This is a genomic window from Staphylococcus sp. HMSC069D12, assembly GCF_001810405.1.
Classification (GTDB): Bacteria; Bacillota; Bacilli; order Staphylococcales; family Staphylococcaceae; genus Staphylococcus; species Staphylococcus haemolyticus.
Genome location: NZ_KV801108.1, coordinates 198,757 through 213,347, shown reverse-complemented (window position 1 = coordinate 213,347; position 14,591 = coordinate 198,757). Strand labels below are relative to the sequence as shown.

The window sequence follows — 14,591 nt, the reverse complement described above, 5'->3', positions numbered from 1 at the left end:
TCTTTTCTTTTAGCGTTTGTCAATTTTATTTGTAATCCAATCCCCAATAAATTGAATTATAAATACGATAATTAAAATAAATACAGTTGAAACTAAAATGACATCGTTTTGGTTACGAGTGAAACCTGTTAAGTAAGCTAAGTTACCTAAACCACCTGCACCAATTACACCTGCAATTGCAGTAGAACCAACTAATGCGATTGCTGTTACAGTAATACCTGAAACTAGTGCTGGCATTGCCTCAGGTAGTAATACTTTTCGGACAACTGTCCAAGTACTAGCTCCCATTGACCAAGCCGCTTCGATAACACCTTTATCTATTTCTTTGAAGGCAATTTCTACTAATCTTGCATAGAATGGTGCTGCACCAATAACTAGAGCTGGTAAGGCACCAGTTGGACCACTTATTGTTCCAAGGATCACACTTGTAAATGGAATTAATAACAAGATTAAAATGATAAATGGAATCGCTCGGAATAAGTTAACAATAAATGAAACGATGCTATAAAAGACTCTAGCACCTTTAGAATTACTCTTAGCTGATAAGAATAATAATACTCCTAAAATCAATCCAAAAATAAATGCGAAAATAGTTGAAACTACAGTCATATATAATGTTTCATAAATGGCTTGCCATACTTCAGACCATTGGACGTTAGGCATTGTAATCATCTCTTTAAAAATATCACCATAAGATTTATCCATGCTTAACCACCTCCACATTTACATGTTGCTGATGTAAATCTTCTTTAAATGTCTCAAACTCTGTTTCAGCAATATGCGGAATATGAACCACTATGAACCCGACAGAACCACCACGGGTATTTTTTATGTTTGCTTCAAGAATATTTATATCAATGTTATGCGTTTTACTTATGTAAGATACAACTGGTTCAGTCGTATTATTACCATTGAAATTAAGTCTAACAATGTATGCATCTGAATCTAATGGTTCTAGATGTTTGATTGATTCTTCAAAATCATCATCCAAATCATCTTTCACAAATCGTCTTGTAACTTCATGTTGTGGATTTTCAAATACTTGCGTTACTTTACCTTGCTCAATTACACGACCACTTTCCATAACGGCTACTTCATCACAAACACGTCTGATAACATGCATTTCATGAGTGATAATCACGATTGTAAGGTTTTCACGTTCTTTAATTTTTAACAGTAGGTCTAAAATCTCATCTGTTGTTTGTGGATCTAATGCGCTTGTAGCTTCGTCACATAAGAGGACGTCAGGTTCATTAGCCAAAGCTCTTGCAATACCCACACGTTGTTTTTGCCCACCTGATAATTCTGATGGATAAGCATTTTCTCTGCCATTTAAACCAACAAGGTCAATTAATTCTTTCGCCCTTTCATTTGCTTTGCTTTTAGAATACCCTGCAATTTCTAAAGGGAACGTGATATTTCGAAGTACTGTTCGTGACCATAATAAATTAAAGTGTTGGAATACCATACTTACTTTTTGTCGTTTTCTTCTTAATTCTGCTTTTGAAAGTTTGTTAATATTATCGCCATCTATAATAATATCGCCAGAAGTAGGTTCTTCTAAATTATTGAACATTCTGATTAACGTACTTTTACCAGCACCAGAGAATCCGATAACTCCGAAAATAGAGCCCGTTTCTATATTTAAGTTAACGTTATCAACTGCTAGTACATCTTTATCTTTAGTGTGATAACGTTTTACAACTTGATTTAACTCAATCACGTTTAGTGCCTCCTTAAAAATCATTATGTAATTAAAAAATGCTTTCTCACTTTAGCAAAGTTGAGAAAGCATTGATTCATCTTTCTCTCATCTTCTAAAGTAATCAACTTTATGTGAATTGGCACCATTTCTATAACTAGACGGTTGCCGGGCTTCATAGGGCACATCCCTCCACCTCTCTTGATAAGAATTTTCGCACTATTTAATTAATTTATATCCTACCATTGCACTATAATTTCGTCAATAATTATTTTAACTTTTCTAACAAATAAGGAACAGATTGAAAAGCATAGATTCTATCTATCTCTATATCTTTATTCATTACTATTAGAACAGGAACTGACATAATTTTGTTACGCTCACTATATTTAGGATGGTAATTCAAATCGATTTTTTTAACAGGTAATTGTAGTATTTCATTCGCAATATCTAGCATTCGCTCTGACATTTTACAAGTACCACACATCGGTGTGTATCCAAAAATTAGATGTTTTTCTTTATTAAAATTCTCACAAATATCTTCTATTTCTACAGATTTACTCATGCATGATTACTAACCTTTCAGTCGTTAAATTAGGAATTAGACGTTTCTCTTTACGAACTGTAAAGCCATGTTTACTCAATACATGCGCAAGATAATTCTTTGGGCATCTAGCTACCTCACAAAATGTTTTATCCACATAGATATGTTCACATTCGCTAAGATGACGTTTAAACCATTTTCTTATCTTTTCACCTTCGTCATCTGAGTCTGCTAGAACAAAGACTTGCTTATCATATAATGTTTCAATCATGTCATCTAATTTATCAATACTCATTGTACCATGCGTACAAATAATATTTATAGGTTCAGCGATGACTTGTTGTACTCTCTTCTTATCAGATTTGCCTTCAACAATAATAACTTTATTTAAAATTGCCATGATAATCCACCTTCTAAGTCGATAATAAACAATCAGTTACTTTTTCACAGAACGCTAATAGATTAAACATTATTTACGATTACTTAACATTTTATATCAACAAAGTATAAATTTTAAAATTTGTTGATTATTATTTACAAAAAATAGGCAAAATAAAAACTCCATGACCGCAATCAAGGAGTTTAAATTAATTATTCACCAATCATTTCTTTGTATTGATCAGCTGATAATAAATCATCTAATTGGCTTTCATCGCTAAGTTCAACTTTAACCATCCATGCTTTCTCATATGGTGATTCGTTAACAAACTCAGGACTATCTTCTAATTCTTCATTTGATTCAACAACTTTACCAGATACTGGCGCATATAATTCAGAAACAGTTTTAACTGATTCTACACTACCAAAAGTATCCCCTTCGTTGATTTCATCATCAACTTCTGGTAATTCAACGAATACGATATCACCTAATTCACCTTGTGCGTATTCAGTAATACCAATTGTTACTGTGTTGCCTTCAACTTTTACCCATTCATGTTCTTTAGAATATTTTAATTCGCTCGGTACTGCCACGAGAATCCCCTCCTAAAATTAATTACAATTTAATGATGCCATACCGTAAGTTTTCATTCAACTATTAAAACAAAAAGTTACAATAATTTATATAAATAGAATTTGTAATTTTAAACTATAGCCAAATTTCTTTGTATTGATCTTCTTTAAATCCTAATGTGATATTATCTCCAGAAATAGCTAATGGTCGTTTAACTAACATGCCATCTGAAGCTAATAAATTTAATTTTTCATCAGTTGATAAATCTTTTAATTTATCTTTTAATCCTAGTTCTCTATATTTAGCACCATGGGTATTAAATAATTTATTAACCTCTACACCTGTTTTATCGATAATTTCTTCAAACTCTTTTTTAGTTGGTGTGTGTTGTACAATATCAATTGGTTCGTAACTTACGCCATGTGTATCTAAAAATTTTGCGGCTTTTTTACAAGTTGTGCAATTTGAATATTGATAAAATTTAATCATTCAGATGTAACCTCCTATTCTGTCTTAATTTAAATATATCAGATAATCTATGTGAACGCTCTATATTTTAAGCTTAATTTTTCAATTAAAGGAAATTATTCGTTATAATACATTTAGTAATTATCTAAAGGAGCGTTTATTATGCAAAGTATTAATACAACTGATGCGTTTAAATCAACAATTGAAAGCGATAAACCAGTTATCGTAAAATTTGAAGCTGGTTGGTGTCCTGATTGTAAATCTATGGACATGTGGATTGATCCAATCGTCGAAAAATATAACGACTATGATTGGTATACTGTTAACCGTGATGAACTCGAAGATGTAGCTGCAGATAATGATGTAATGGGTATTCCTAGCTTATTAGTATTTGAAAATGGCAATAAACTTGCGCATTTACACTCTGCTAATGCTAAATCGCCTGAACAAGTAGAATCATTCTTATCAGAAACATTTAATAAATAGAATATAGAATAGTTATCTAATTTGAAAAATTAATTTGATGATACTATTCTGGCATAGATGACTTAAACTGAATAAAGTTTGTTATAGATGCTTTCTCAGTTCTGTTAGCTATGCCCGTGTAATAATAAAGACGGTTGAGACATTTATTTGTCCAGCCGTCTTTATTAATTCTAGTATTTTGAAATTAAATGTTTGTTTTTACGCGGTGCTTTTGGTGGCACTTCTTCTAAATCTGTTAGGTAAAGGAAACCTGCAATGACTTCATCTCCATGAACGCCAAATACCTTACGAACTTTAGGTTCAAAAATGTATGGTGGTGTCTTCCAACATGTACCAATCCCTTGTTCATGTAATAGCAACATTAAGTTTTGAGCATACGCACCCATTGCAAAAAAGTTTTCACGATTTTGTCGTTGTCTTGGGTCAGTTTTAAGTACTAACACTAACATACCACCAAGATTAGTCACATTATTATAATGATCTTCTTGTTTCTCAGGATGATTTGGAAATGCAAAATGCGTTACATCTCTGCTCATTTCACCTAATCTATCTTTGGCTATATGGATAATTCTCCATGGTTCTCGCATGCCATGGTTTGGAGCATCTGCAGCTTTTTCAATCGCTTGATAAAGCTTATCATCATCTATTGTCATATCATGTTTGAATTTCTTTATACTTCTTCTTGAAGCAATTGCCTCTTGTAATTCCACAATTATCGCTCCTTATTGTTGATAACTCTTCTCAATTATAAAACCTTTACCTCTTAATTTCAAATGTATCTTAATAATTACTATAAAATAATAGTTGTTGTTTTAAAGTTTTAACATGTATTTGTCCAGGCGCTTGGGGCTCACCTAAACATCCATAGGATACAGTGCCTCCAAACACACCTTGAGCTGTTCTACTAACTAAGCCAACACTAGACATAGAAATACCAATCACCTTAGCATCAAGAGTGTCGGCACTTGTTGCTACCGCTTCAAGCAATGTAGCTACGTCTTCTTTGTCTTGTGGCATGACAGCTATTTTGACATAATCTGGGTTTAATTGATTCATTTTATAATATGTGAATTTTAAAATATCTATATCAGGTGTTTCTTGAAAATTATGATAAGATACAACAACTTGTTTATTATATCGATGTGCTAGGTCAATTAAATCACGATGCGTGAAAACATCAAAATCACTATTCCATTCAATATCAATCATTGGGCAATGATGATTTTTAATAATTTCTTTTAATAATGTCATGTATGCTTCATATGTCATTTCACCTTTACCGCCTTGTGAGACCGTGCGATACGTTACCAAGACGTTAGCGTTTATATTTAATTCTTGTAGTTGTTCTAAATTGGATTTAAGCAATTCAAGGTGTCGATCTTCCCATTGGTCAATTCGTAATTCGATTATATCAATATCATTACTATATTCTTTGATATTATTTATTGTTAATGTATCCAGTAATTGATTGGGAGCAACTGTGGCAGCCACTTCAACATTCGTCATAATGATCCCTTCTTCCTCAATTTAACTTGTATTTATTTTAAACTATTGGCTGTCTCTCTCCAACCTTGAGTAACTTACTTTTCAATAAAATTAATATTCAATGATTTAAAATTATGTAAATGGGTAGATAATATATGTATACAAATTTAGGAGGTAATAATAATGGCAGTTCAATATGAAACAAAAGCTACTAACGTTGGTGGACGTAAAGGACATGTAAACACTGACGATAATGCAATAAATGTAGATGTATTACCACCACAACAAGCGGACGGAAATGCAACTAACCCTGAGCAATTATTTGCTGCTGGTTACGCTTCATGTTTCAATGGTGCGTTCGATCTTATCTTAAAACAAAATAAAGTACGTGACGCTGAACCAGAAGTTACTTTAACTGTTCGCCTTGAAGACGATCCTGATGCGGAAAGCCCAAAATTAAGCGTAGCGATTGATGCTAAAGTTAAAAATGTATTGTCTCAAGAAGACGCTGAAAAATATTTACAAGATGCACACGAATTCTGCCCATATTCTAAAGCAACTCGTGGTAACATCGATGTTGATTTAAATGTTCAAGTAGTAGATTAAATTTATATATAAAATAAATATGTGATTATTTTTAATCATATACTAATTTTTAGACACAAAAATCTTTTCAAGGATTTTTGTGTTTTCTTTTTTTGTGAATTTTTCAAATTTAAGTTATTCTATAAATACAGTAAATAATTAACTTTATAAAACATTTATACATATTAAAACTCAAATAGTTTTTTATAAAATCATTTTTATACCAAGTTTTTTGATTTTAACCTATTATATATATAAGTAAGAAACGTTAAACTATGACAGTTATGGGAGGACATGATGACTAATATTCGTATACTAAATCAAAATGATTTAGACCATTATACTCAACTATTATTCAGCAACACGCACACTTATTCGTGGGACAAAGTCTATTTAGAAAATCTTTCAAACGAAGATCTTAAACAAATGCTATCCGATGAAGATGAATTTTGTAATATTATCGGTGCTTTTAAAGATGATAAACTTGTAGCATGTGTTACTTTGCGTCAATTAAAGCAAGTTGGAAGTTCGCACAAAGCTATGATAGAGAATTTATTTTTACTTGATAAAAAAGATGAAAGTACGATTTTAAATTTAATGCAATTTGCTATAGATCACGCTAAATCTCGCAACATTGAAAAATTGATGACTTGTGTAACTTCTAATAACATTAGTGGTAAAATCTTTTTCTCATCTATAGGATTTGAAACTTTGGGTCTCGAACCGAAGTCTTCAAAAATTGGTGACGAATATTTCGATGTTCATTGGCTGTTGTATGATATCGTTTAATCCCTTATTTTAACTATACTATTAAAAATTTTTCTCTAGACATTTAATTTATAGCCACTTTAATAATTGATATATTCTAAATTTTCAGATTTTATAAAATTTAAAAATACTTAAGTCTAGGGGGATAAAATTGTTAGAAGCTATTTTTCATGGAGTATTGTTAGCTATAGGCTTAATACTACCATTAGGCGCTCAAAACATATTTGTTTTTAACCAAGGCGCTAACCAAACGAAATTTAGGCGTGCACTTCCTGCTGTTATTACAGCTGGTTTATGTGATTCTTTACTCATCATACTAGCAGTGGTTGGCGTGTCCCTTATACTTATGTCATTTCCAATACTTCAAATGATTGTTTACATAATAGGATTAGTATTTCTACTTTATATGGCGTGGACATTGTGGCATGAACAAAGTAGTGATATTGATGAACAAGGTGGCATCTCACCTGCAAATCAAATAAGCTTCGCACTTTCTGTTTCATTACTTAATCCTCATGCAATTATGGATACCATTGGCGTAATAGGTACAAGCGCTTCTGCCTATGGTGGTTCAGGAAAGGTAGCCTTCACTGTTGCGACAATTAGCGTTTCATGGCTATGGTTTATCTTTCTATCTATTGCTGGTCGTACTGTAGGTCATTTTGATAAATCAGGTCATCTATTAATCTTACTAAATAAAATTTCAAGTATTATTATCTTAATTGTTGCATTAATGATACTTCAAAAAATTTATCAACTCATATTTTAAAGGTGTTTTTCTAAACAATAGTAGCAGGCTAGAACTTAAAATAACTTATCATAAGTGTTTTTAGGTTCTAGCCATTTCTGTTTTGAAGATTTAAAAAGCAAAAAACCTCTACAAGTAATTGACCTTGTAGAGAATGTTGAGTTACTATTTTATTTTTTGACTTGTGTCTATCTATATTTGCTATATTTTAATTTTCATGTTTAGTAATTTCTCCGTTTTCTGGATCAATCTTTTCAATAAACTGAAATTCATTATTTCTATATTCAAATTTTAGAATATGACAATTGCCAATAAAGTAATTAATTGCATCTGTATCTCCAATAACTTTTCTTAAAAATACGTCAATCGTAGTTCCATGACTTACAACTAAATTCGAATCACTATCTGATGTGCGCATTATTTCAGTTAATGTACCTATAAAACGTTCTTCTACTTTATTTTTAGACTCTCCGTCAAACACTACTAAACGATCCCCAAAAGCATCTGTAATATCATAATTTGCATTTAATAAATCATTACTTTCGCCTTCTAAAATACCAAAATGCCATTCTTTGAGTCCCTTTAAACGGTTATAGTCTTGGTTTGGTGCGACGCATTCCAATGTATCACATGCGCGTTCAGAGCTCGATGAATATAAATTTCCAAATGAAATATTATGTTCGTTAAAATATTGACCAGCTTGTTTGGCTTGAGAGGTTCCTAAACTTGTTAAAGGAGAGTCACTTGCCCCCTGCACCTTACCTCGTAAATTAAACATTGTTTGTCCATGTCTCATTAAATAAAGTGTTTTTGACATTGTATACACCTCAAACTTAGTTTTTGTTTCAAATTACTGACATTAATTGAACGCTTTTATTTGTTATTAACCGTTCTAAGTACAATTGTATTTTCGAGTAATAGTATACATTAATTTTTTAATTTTCAAAAACAAGAACATAGAAAATATTTATAAAGTGGTTTGAGTCCCGTCATGGTGGGTATAAAATATTATAAGATTCACAATTCTAAAAGGAGTGTCTTTCATGAGCGACCATAATCAATATAATTATGTTAATCCAAATAAGCTCTCGTTAGATTGGGAATGTTTAATCATAAGTAAAACAGATATGTTATTAGATGGTGTTCCAAAAGAATTAATTAATTCTTGGATGGACAGAAATATTATTGAGCCTTTTTCAATAAAAGATAATGAAATTAACTTTAAAACTAAAGATGTGTGGAATGCGCTAAACACCCAAAATTGGTATTACGCTCACTCAAATTAATTTATATAGACTTATTGCTCTATTAGTACTTTCAATAAGTTGATGATCGGCGTAGTTAGACATAACATACGATCTAATAGCTTTGTTATTTCGTTCATGTTTTGGAAACTCACAGTCGTTTTCAATATATTGAGCTAAAATTCCTAGAGGTGTATCATCGTTTATAAACCCAATTACAAAATCATAGAATGTCATAGTTCCCCTCCTCAGTTTAATTAATCTCTCTTAAAATATTTCATTATTAATATTATCTAAACATATAAGATAACTCAACTTTAATATGTAATTAGCAACTTTTGCTTGTTTCTAGTATATAACTCATTGCATTAAATATACTGTTTAAGATTATTAAATCATTTACCCAATAATTAATCACTAAATTTGTTATTTATTAAGATGGTAACTTGTCGTAATTGTTACAATATGGTGAAGAAATCGAAGTTCATTTGTTTAGTTACGTAGCTTCATGCAAAAATGAAAATAAATATTAAAACATTCATCAAAAGTTATAAGGGATGTTGTGTCAGCCGCTTCATTAAGTCGGTTGGCATTTTTGTATATAAAGAAGATTAAATATAAGTTTGATATTTATTACTGCTCACTTTTACAATATTAGCAACTAAATTTTTGACAAAATCTAATATTAAGATAAAAACATACAATTACTTTGATTAACTCATTTTACCGGTATACAATAAATGATATGATTATATAAAGTTTTACTATTTAATAAGAGGTGACACCCATGAATAATAATAAAATTTTTTGGATAAATATTTTTATTACGCTATTATTTTTGGGTTTCAATATCATTGTTACTTACAATGCAGAATTAGATGATTTCTTCTGGCTAATTCCAGGACTTACAATTAGTGGTATCACAATTGTACTAAGCTTAAGTACTGCGCTCATTTGCAAGAACCTGGTTAGCGAAGTTATTTTTCTAATCAATATTGCTATGCTTTTATACTACATTTATCCTATAGTATATACATTCTTTTAATATAAATTTAGGAGGCTTACACATGAGTTTGCATTTAACTATATTGTTATGGCTTGGTATCATTTTTGTAATAGCAGCCTCAATTATATTGGGCTTATTACTTAAATCTAAAAAAGAAGAACGTAAAGAATCCTATTTAGGTTTTACCGTAATATTTTATATTTTTGGATTTGCTTTACTCATCTACGTATTCATATTTGGTATATTATAGCGTAGAATTAAAGAACAAAATGACACTGTTATTTTTGTTCTTTTTTATTTATATCTATATGTAATATTCATTAATAACTCATCAAATATGATTTATTAATTTCTAAGGAGTATCAAAGTGAAATATTCAATTTCTCCATTTATAAAAATATTATTTGTTACACTGATAATTCTTATAACTTTTCCAACACACTTATTAGCTTATACGAGTAACTCTAATCCACTTTCATCAACTGAAGATGATTTTGATTTACAGCCAGGTGATATTATACTTACTAAGGGCCCAGTTTTATATGGTTTCTTTGGTCATTCTAGTATCGCACTTGATCACGATACCGTTTTACAAATAGAAGGCCCTGGGGACAAACCTATTACAGAGTCGTTCCATTCTTTCAAACAACGATTTGGTGAAGGCAAAGATGATTGGATTAAAATCTATCGTTGTTCTATGCCTGGAGCTGGAGAGAGAGCCGCTAAATGGGCTGAAGAACACTATAAAGATACAGATAAGACATATCTAGTCACTTTAAATCTTAAAAGTGAAAGATTTACATACTGTACTAAGATTATTTATCAAGCTTATAAATATGGCGTAAGTAAAAATTCAATTAACGAACATGGCTTACTCATCATTTCTCCATACGCGCTTGTAGATAATTTCACGAAAAATTATCAACTCAAATTAGTTAAACAATATTAAATATCCATAGTAAAAAGAGTAGCTTTGAAATAGCTACTCTTTTTTCGCTAGACAGTTTCCTTGAAATAATTTATGAAATGCTCATTTTCTTCTAATAAATCAATATAAGAAATAGAGCTAAACGGGATAATACGCGTACAATTTTTTAAAGGATAGATAATAATTTCATTTTCATAATCTAGATGAATATCATTTTCTAACACCATTTTTTTAGAACCCACTACAATCGCAATTGCTTTAAAATCATTATTATCAAAGTACTTTTTTAATAATTTTTTATCCATGTTATCTCACATCCTATTCACTTCATATTTACCATTATTTTGTAAAATAATAATGAACTTACCTTATAATTTATGTAAATATATCTTTTAAAATATTTTCAAAAATTTAAAACATTTACTAGTCATTTCGTTATAAAATAATATTATATTAAATTTAGGAGTGACTATATTGAAAAAAGTTTTATTTACATTATTATTAGGTCTTTTTATATTAACTGGTTGTAGTTTTTCGAATGAAGATAAGGAAGAAGATCATTCTAAATCTAAATCTTCCTCACATAATAAAAAAGAGAATGAAAATACTAAAAAGAAAAATGATCAACATTCTGATTCTAAGTCATCAAAATATGATGCAGAAAGCGATGATGAATCTACTGATCAAAGCAATGAAGACAGTTCTTCCAACGAACAGCAATACACTTCTAATTCGAATTCTCAGAATGCAAAGCAAATCGATATTCATAATATAACTGACCGTGCCACATTAGAAGCAGTTATTAACAGCAACAATTACTCTGAAATAGATAAAATTGCTGCATATAATAGTGCAGTTGCAAATGGTGTTATTCCACAAGGTAATGTAATGGAAGGCCCTGCAAGTGAAGCTTATGCAAGTTCACTACGCGTGGAAAGTGGTCAAGAAAAATCTGTTTATGATCAGTCTAACCAGTCTTCAGAAGAAGAAAACATAGACGATCCAAATGCAGAAATCAACGCTGCAACTAATGAGGATGAATACGTAGATGCTTTGAGAAAAAAATATAACGGCGGTTTATCTTCTGGAGAGATTCAAACTAAGCATGCAATTGAACAAGGCTATTATGATGGTGATGATGCTGAAGAAGTTTATCAAACAATACAACAACGAGAACAAGATATAGCTAACGGTAAATACGATAAATATAAGAATAATTAATAAAGTTCATTGGACTTAGAGAGAGGCAAGCTATCACATGTTAAATATGTGATGTGACTATGCCTCTCTCTATTTTACTTCTTTTCTCATTTGATATAAATAATACGGTTTTCTATTAATTTCTCCAACAATTTCAAATCCCATTTTTTGATATAGTTTCAATGCTACATCATTATCTTGTACTACTGTTAATGAAAGTTTACTGAAGCCTGATTCTTTAGCTTTTTGTTCAGCAAAATTTAATAATTGTTGTCCTACTCCTTTTCCCCTTGCATTAGGCATAGTCGCTAGCATACTAATATGGTATTCATCTTCATTACCCTCGTCCATCGTAACAAGTGAATAAAAGGACTTCGGATGTGAGATGATTGATAAGAAAGGTTTCAACTTATTCATTGAAATAATTTGAAGTACTGTTGGCGTCATCGCTTTATCAATCTGTTTTAAAGGATTGCACGTAATAGCTCCAAGCACTTGATTATCATCAAGAGCTACAAATGACATATCATGACTAAAGCGATTCGCACGATTATTCCAAAGTTGTTGTAAGTCACCAATAATTTCATTATCACTTGACTTACCTAATATAATTTTAGCCATGTCATCTATTGCCGAGTAAATTAACTGACCCCCTTCATTATGGTGAGGCTTCGCTGATTGAATTGTTATTTTCGTCACTTTCATTCCTCCTTATTTCAATTATTTACTTATTTTTCTAAATTAAACAATATTTGAGGTTATCAGTAATATAATTTATAATATAAAAGTTAAATTACACATTTTTATTATTAAAATCAATATAAAGGAAGGTCATATGAGAAAAAGAAAAAACTGGTATTCTAAATTATATTATATTTTTATTTCTGTCTTAATTATTACTATTATAGCTATTGCATTTATACTTTATAAAACACGTGAAGATAAACAAAATCGTTCATTAGATTATTATTCAAATTTCGAAGAGCTAAAAGAAAACACAACAGAAGGTAAAGATTGGCGTATTAAAACGAAAAATCGTAAAGATAATCACATGCTTGTCACAGCGATACATGGCGGAGGTATTGAACCAGGTACAACTGAACTTGCACGTCGTGTGGCCAATATAGGTGAATATGATTTTTACACATTCGAAGGATTAATGCCAAAGCATAACGAACGCTTGCATATCACTTCAACTGTGTTTGATGAACCGACACTATTAAAAATGTTAGACCACTCAGATGAGACAATATCCATTCATGGCTATTCTGGTGAAGACCCTATTGTTTACGTTGGCGGTAAGGATAAAAAATTAGCGAAATCTATCACAAAATCATTAAAAAATAGAGGTTTCACTGTTCAAAAGAGCCCTAAAGGTATTGAAGCGACATCATCATCTAATATTATTAATAGAAGTGATAATGATTCAGGCGTTCAACTTGAATTAACTACTGGACAAAGAGCATTATTCTTTAAGGATAAACAATTAGATCAAAATACAAGAAAGAACCCAGACAATTACACACATACATTTTACAAATTCGCTAAAGCAGTTAATAAAGGCATTGAAGATGCACAGTAGTTTATTAACCTCTACACTACGTTTTCAATCATATTTAATTTGGGTATAACGTATTATAGTGAGGGGGAACATGTCATGTTAGATTCATTAACTCAAGAACAAAAATATACGATAGCTAAATTTTATAAATTATACATGGAACGTTCTAATGAAGGGCAATCTGAAAGTGAAGCGAATTATTTTGGAGATAGTATAAAAGCACAAGATGATTATTTCTGTGATCGTGAATACGATGATTTTTTAGAGAATTGTAAAGTTCTAATCGATCATGGTTATCTTGAAGGACAACTTACAGCAGATAGAATTGATGACATTAGCGTTACTAACAAAGCTTTTACAGAAATAGAGCAAAGTTTTAAATAGTTAAACTACTGGGCCTAGGGCATAAGTAAAATAATGATGCTATTTTGCAATTTCGTAGTAGCTGATTGAACTGAAAAGGTGCTTAAATTATGCTTTTTCATTTCAAGTCATCCTTGCGGGCGGAGCCCCAACAAAGAGAATTTCCCTAAGAAATTCTACAAGCGAACCAAGCTGGAAGTGGAACGAATTAAAAAATTCTGTCCTACTTCCAGTTTTATTTTTACGAAAAAGGTGAATATATGACTAACTGGAAAATAGATAATCAATCACAAAGACATTTGATGATTCAAGAACATGCGAATGAAATATCTATTGTTGAACCTTATCATAATGGATCTTTCAAAATATTAGCTGAAATTAACTTAAATCAAACATCAAACGAAGCACAACTTAACGATGAAAACTTATATGTATCTGTAAGTAAAGAGCATAAAGAGATTAGCATTTTCGATAAGGTGAAATAGCTTGATTAATTATACGTTTACACTACTGTTTTTAAATAGTAATTAGATGTTAATTACAAAGTAATA

Annotated in this window: 24 protein-coding genes and 1 riboswitch; of the genes, 12 read left to right on the top strand and 12 right to left on the bottom strand. The window is 30.7% G+C overall.

Annotated features, from left to right (window positions below):
* Positions 1-9: 9 nt before the first annotated feature.
* From HMPREF2737_RS06830 to HMPREF2737_RS06805, 6 genes are all read right to left on the bottom strand, one after another.
* Entirely contained in the window at positions 10-705 is a 696-nt protein-coding gene (locus tag HMPREF2737_RS06830; RefSeq protein WP_037548908.1) for a methionine ABC transporter permease, read from the bottom strand.
* Positions 698-1,723, bottom strand: a complete 1,026-nt coding sequence (locus HMPREF2737_RS06825; protein ID WP_037548905.1) for a methionine ABC transporter ATP-binding protein — start codon at positions 1,721-1,723, stop codon at positions 698-700. The genes HMPREF2737_RS06830 and HMPREF2737_RS06825 overlap by 8 nt, the downstream gene beginning before the upstream one ends.
* 84 nt (positions 1,724-1,807) lie before the next feature.
* Positions 1,808-1,913, bottom strand: a riboswitch (SAM riboswitch).
* A gap of 57 nt (positions 1,914-1,970) precedes the next feature.
* Entirely contained in the window at positions 1,971-2,267 is a 297-nt protein-coding gene (locus HMPREF2737_RS06820) for a thioredoxin family protein (RefSeq protein ID WP_011276313.1), read from the bottom strand.
* Positions 2,260-2,646 (bottom strand): toprim domain-containing protein, encoded by a 387-nt coding sequence (locus tag HMPREF2737_RS06815; protein WP_037537242.1) that lies wholly within the window; start codon positions 2,644-2,646, stop codon positions 2,260-2,262. Before HMPREF2737_RS06815 ends, HMPREF2737_RS06820 begins: the two co-directional genes overlap by 8 nt.
* 191 nt (positions 2,647-2,837) lie before the next feature.
* Positions 2,838-3,218: a glycine cleavage system protein GcvH gene (gene gcvH / locus HMPREF2737_RS06810; protein WP_011276315.1), complete on the bottom strand. Its 381-nt coding sequence runs from the start codon at positions 3,216-3,218 to the stop codon at positions 2,838-2,840.
* A gap of 115 nt (positions 3,219-3,333) precedes the next feature.
* Positions 3,334-3,687, bottom strand: coding sequence for an arsenate reductase family protein (locus tag HMPREF2737_RS06805; RefSeq protein ID WP_037537244.1), 354 nt, complete (start codon positions 3,685-3,687; stop codon positions 3,334-3,336).
* Between the two features lie 141 nt (positions 3,688-3,828).
* Here HMPREF2737_RS06805 and HMPREF2737_RS06800 point away from each other — a divergent pair, with 141 nt between their 5' ends.
* Positions 3,829-4,152, top strand: a complete 324-nt coding sequence (locus tag HMPREF2737_RS06800) for a thioredoxin family protein (protein ID WP_011276317.1) — start codon at positions 3,829-3,831, stop codon at positions 4,150-4,152.
* 170 nt (positions 4,153-4,322) lie between these two features.
* Here the strand turns inward: HMPREF2737_RS06800 and HMPREF2737_RS06795 are convergent, their stop codons facing one another.
* Positions 4,323-4,862, bottom strand: a complete 540-nt coding sequence (locus HMPREF2737_RS06795) for a nitroreductase family protein (protein ID WP_011276318.1) — start codon at positions 4,860-4,862, stop codon at positions 4,323-4,325.
* Between the two features lie 70 nt (positions 4,863-4,932).
* Positions 4,933-5,658 carry a type I 3-dehydroquinate dehydratase gene (gene aroD / locus HMPREF2737_RS06790; RefSeq protein WP_037548902.1) on the bottom strand — a complete coding sequence of 242 codons (726 nt, stop codon included), beginning with the start codon at positions 5,656-5,658 and terminating at the stop codon, positions 4,933-4,935.
* A gap of 162 nt (positions 5,659-5,820) precedes the next feature.
* On the opposite strand from aroD, the gene HMPREF2737_RS06785 reads away from it, so the two are divergent.
* The 3 genes from HMPREF2737_RS06785 to HMPREF2737_RS06775 all read left to right on the top strand — a co-directional run bounded on the left by HMPREF2737_RS06785 (position 5,821) and on the right by HMPREF2737_RS06775 (position 7,759).
* The gene (locus tag HMPREF2737_RS06785; RefSeq protein ID WP_016931015.1) at positions 5,821-6,243 is read left to right on the top strand and encodes an organic hydroperoxide resistance protein; all 423 of its coding nucleotides are present in this window, start codon (positions 5,821-5,823) and stop codon (positions 6,241-6,243) included.
* Between the two features lie 276 nt (positions 6,244-6,519).
* Complete coding sequence (locus HMPREF2737_RS06780; RefSeq protein ID WP_016931014.1) at positions 6,520-7,011, top strand: GNAT family N-acetyltransferase; 492 nt, start codon at positions 6,520-6,522, stop codon at positions 7,009-7,011.
* Positions 7,012-7,141: 130 nt separating this feature from the next.
* Positions 7,142-7,759: a LysE/ArgO family amino acid transporter gene (locus HMPREF2737_RS06775; RefSeq protein ID WP_016931013.1), complete on the top strand. Its 618-nt coding sequence runs from the start codon at positions 7,142-7,144 to the stop codon at positions 7,757-7,759.
* A gap of 187 nt (positions 7,760-7,946) precedes the next feature.
* Here the strand turns inward: HMPREF2737_RS06775 and HMPREF2737_RS06770 are convergent, their stop codons facing one another.
* Positions 7,947-8,555 (bottom strand): histidine phosphatase family protein, encoded by a 609-nt coding sequence (locus HMPREF2737_RS06770; protein ID WP_016931012.1) that lies wholly within the window; start codon positions 8,553-8,555, stop codon positions 7,947-7,949.
* A 226-nt stretch (positions 8,556-8,781) separates the two neighbouring features.
* On the opposite strand from HMPREF2737_RS06770, the gene HMPREF2737_RS06765 reads away from it, so the two are divergent.
* Complete coding sequence (locus tag HMPREF2737_RS06765) at positions 8,782-9,024, top strand: hypothetical protein (protein ID WP_011276324.1); 243 nt, start codon at positions 8,782-8,784, stop codon at positions 9,022-9,024.
* On the opposite strand, the gene HMPREF2737_RS06760 is transcribed toward HMPREF2737_RS06765, so the two are convergent.
* Positions 9,016-9,219: a sterile alpha motif-like domain-containing protein gene (locus HMPREF2737_RS06760; RefSeq protein WP_016931011.1), complete on the bottom strand. Its 204-nt coding sequence runs from the start codon at positions 9,217-9,219 to the stop codon at positions 9,016-9,018. The two genes, HMPREF2737_RS06765 and HMPREF2737_RS06760, sit on opposite strands and share 9 nt — an antisense overlap.
* Positions 9,220-9,769: 550 nt before the next feature.
* Here HMPREF2737_RS06760 and tsaA point away from each other — a divergent pair.
* The 3 genes from tsaA (at position 9,770) to lnsA (ending at position 10,937) form a co-directional block, all read left to right on the top strand.
* Positions 9,770-10,027 carry a type II toxin-antitoxin system antitoxin TsaA gene (gene tsaA, locus HMPREF2737_RS11865; RefSeq protein ID WP_016931010.1) on the top strand — a complete coding sequence of 86 codons (258 nt, stop codon included), beginning with the start codon at positions 9,770-9,772 and terminating at the stop codon, positions 10,025-10,027.
* 22 nt (positions 10,028-10,049) lie between these two features.
* Entirely contained in the window at positions 10,050-10,238 is a 189-nt protein-coding gene (gene tsaT, locus HMPREF2737_RS06750; protein WP_011276326.1) for a type II toxin-antitoxin system toxin TsaT, read from the top strand.
* A gap of 141 nt (positions 10,239-10,379) precedes the next feature.
* On the top strand, positions 10,380-10,937 hold the full coding sequence (gene lnsA / locus HMPREF2737_RS06745) for a lipoprotein N-acylation protein LnsA (protein WP_301401055.1): 558 nt from the start codon (positions 10,380-10,382) through the stop codon (positions 10,935-10,937).
* A 47-nt stretch (positions 10,938-10,984) separates the two neighbouring features.
* Here the strand turns inward: lnsA and HMPREF2737_RS06740 are convergent, their stop codons facing one another.
* Positions 10,985-11,221 carry a hypothetical protein gene (locus tag HMPREF2737_RS06740; protein ID WP_016931008.1) on the bottom strand — a complete coding sequence of 79 codons (237 nt, stop codon included), beginning with the start codon at positions 11,219-11,221 and terminating at the stop codon, positions 10,985-10,987.
* Positions 11,222-11,390: 169 nt separating this feature from the next.
* Here HMPREF2737_RS06740 and HMPREF2737_RS06735 point away from each other — a divergent pair, with 169 nt between their 5' ends.
* Positions 11,391-12,137, top strand: a complete 747-nt coding sequence (locus HMPREF2737_RS06735) for a membrane lipoprotein lipid attachment site-containing protein (protein ID WP_037548899.1) — start codon at positions 11,391-11,393, stop codon at positions 12,135-12,137.
* Between the two features lie 69 nt (positions 12,138-12,206).
* On the opposite strand, the gene HMPREF2737_RS06730 is transcribed toward HMPREF2737_RS06735, so the two are convergent.
* Entirely contained in the window at positions 12,207-12,821 is a 615-nt protein-coding gene (locus HMPREF2737_RS06730) for a GNAT family N-acetyltransferase (RefSeq protein WP_210423047.1), read from the bottom strand.
* 130 nt (positions 12,822-12,951) lie between these two features.
* On the opposite strand from HMPREF2737_RS06730, the gene HMPREF2737_RS06725 reads away from it, so the two are divergent.
* The 3 genes from HMPREF2737_RS06725 to HMPREF2737_RS06715 all read left to right on the top strand — a co-directional run bounded on the left by HMPREF2737_RS06725 (position 12,952) and on the right by HMPREF2737_RS06715 (position 14,525).
* On the top strand, positions 12,952-13,698 hold the full coding sequence (locus tag HMPREF2737_RS06725) for a poly-gamma-glutamate hydrolase family protein (protein ID WP_016931005.1): 747 nt from the start codon (positions 12,952-12,954) through the stop codon (positions 13,696-13,698).
* A gap of 75 nt (positions 13,699-13,773) precedes the next feature.
* Positions 13,774-14,061: a hypothetical protein gene (locus HMPREF2737_RS06720; RefSeq protein WP_016931004.1), complete on the top strand. Its 288-nt coding sequence runs from the start codon at positions 13,774-13,776 to the stop codon at positions 14,059-14,061.
* 239 nt (positions 14,062-14,300) lie between these two features.
* Positions 14,301-14,525 (top strand): hypothetical protein, encoded by a 225-nt coding sequence (locus tag HMPREF2737_RS06715; protein ID WP_016931003.1) that lies wholly within the window; start codon positions 14,301-14,303, stop codon positions 14,523-14,525.
* Positions 14,526-14,591 lie beyond the last annotated feature (66 nt).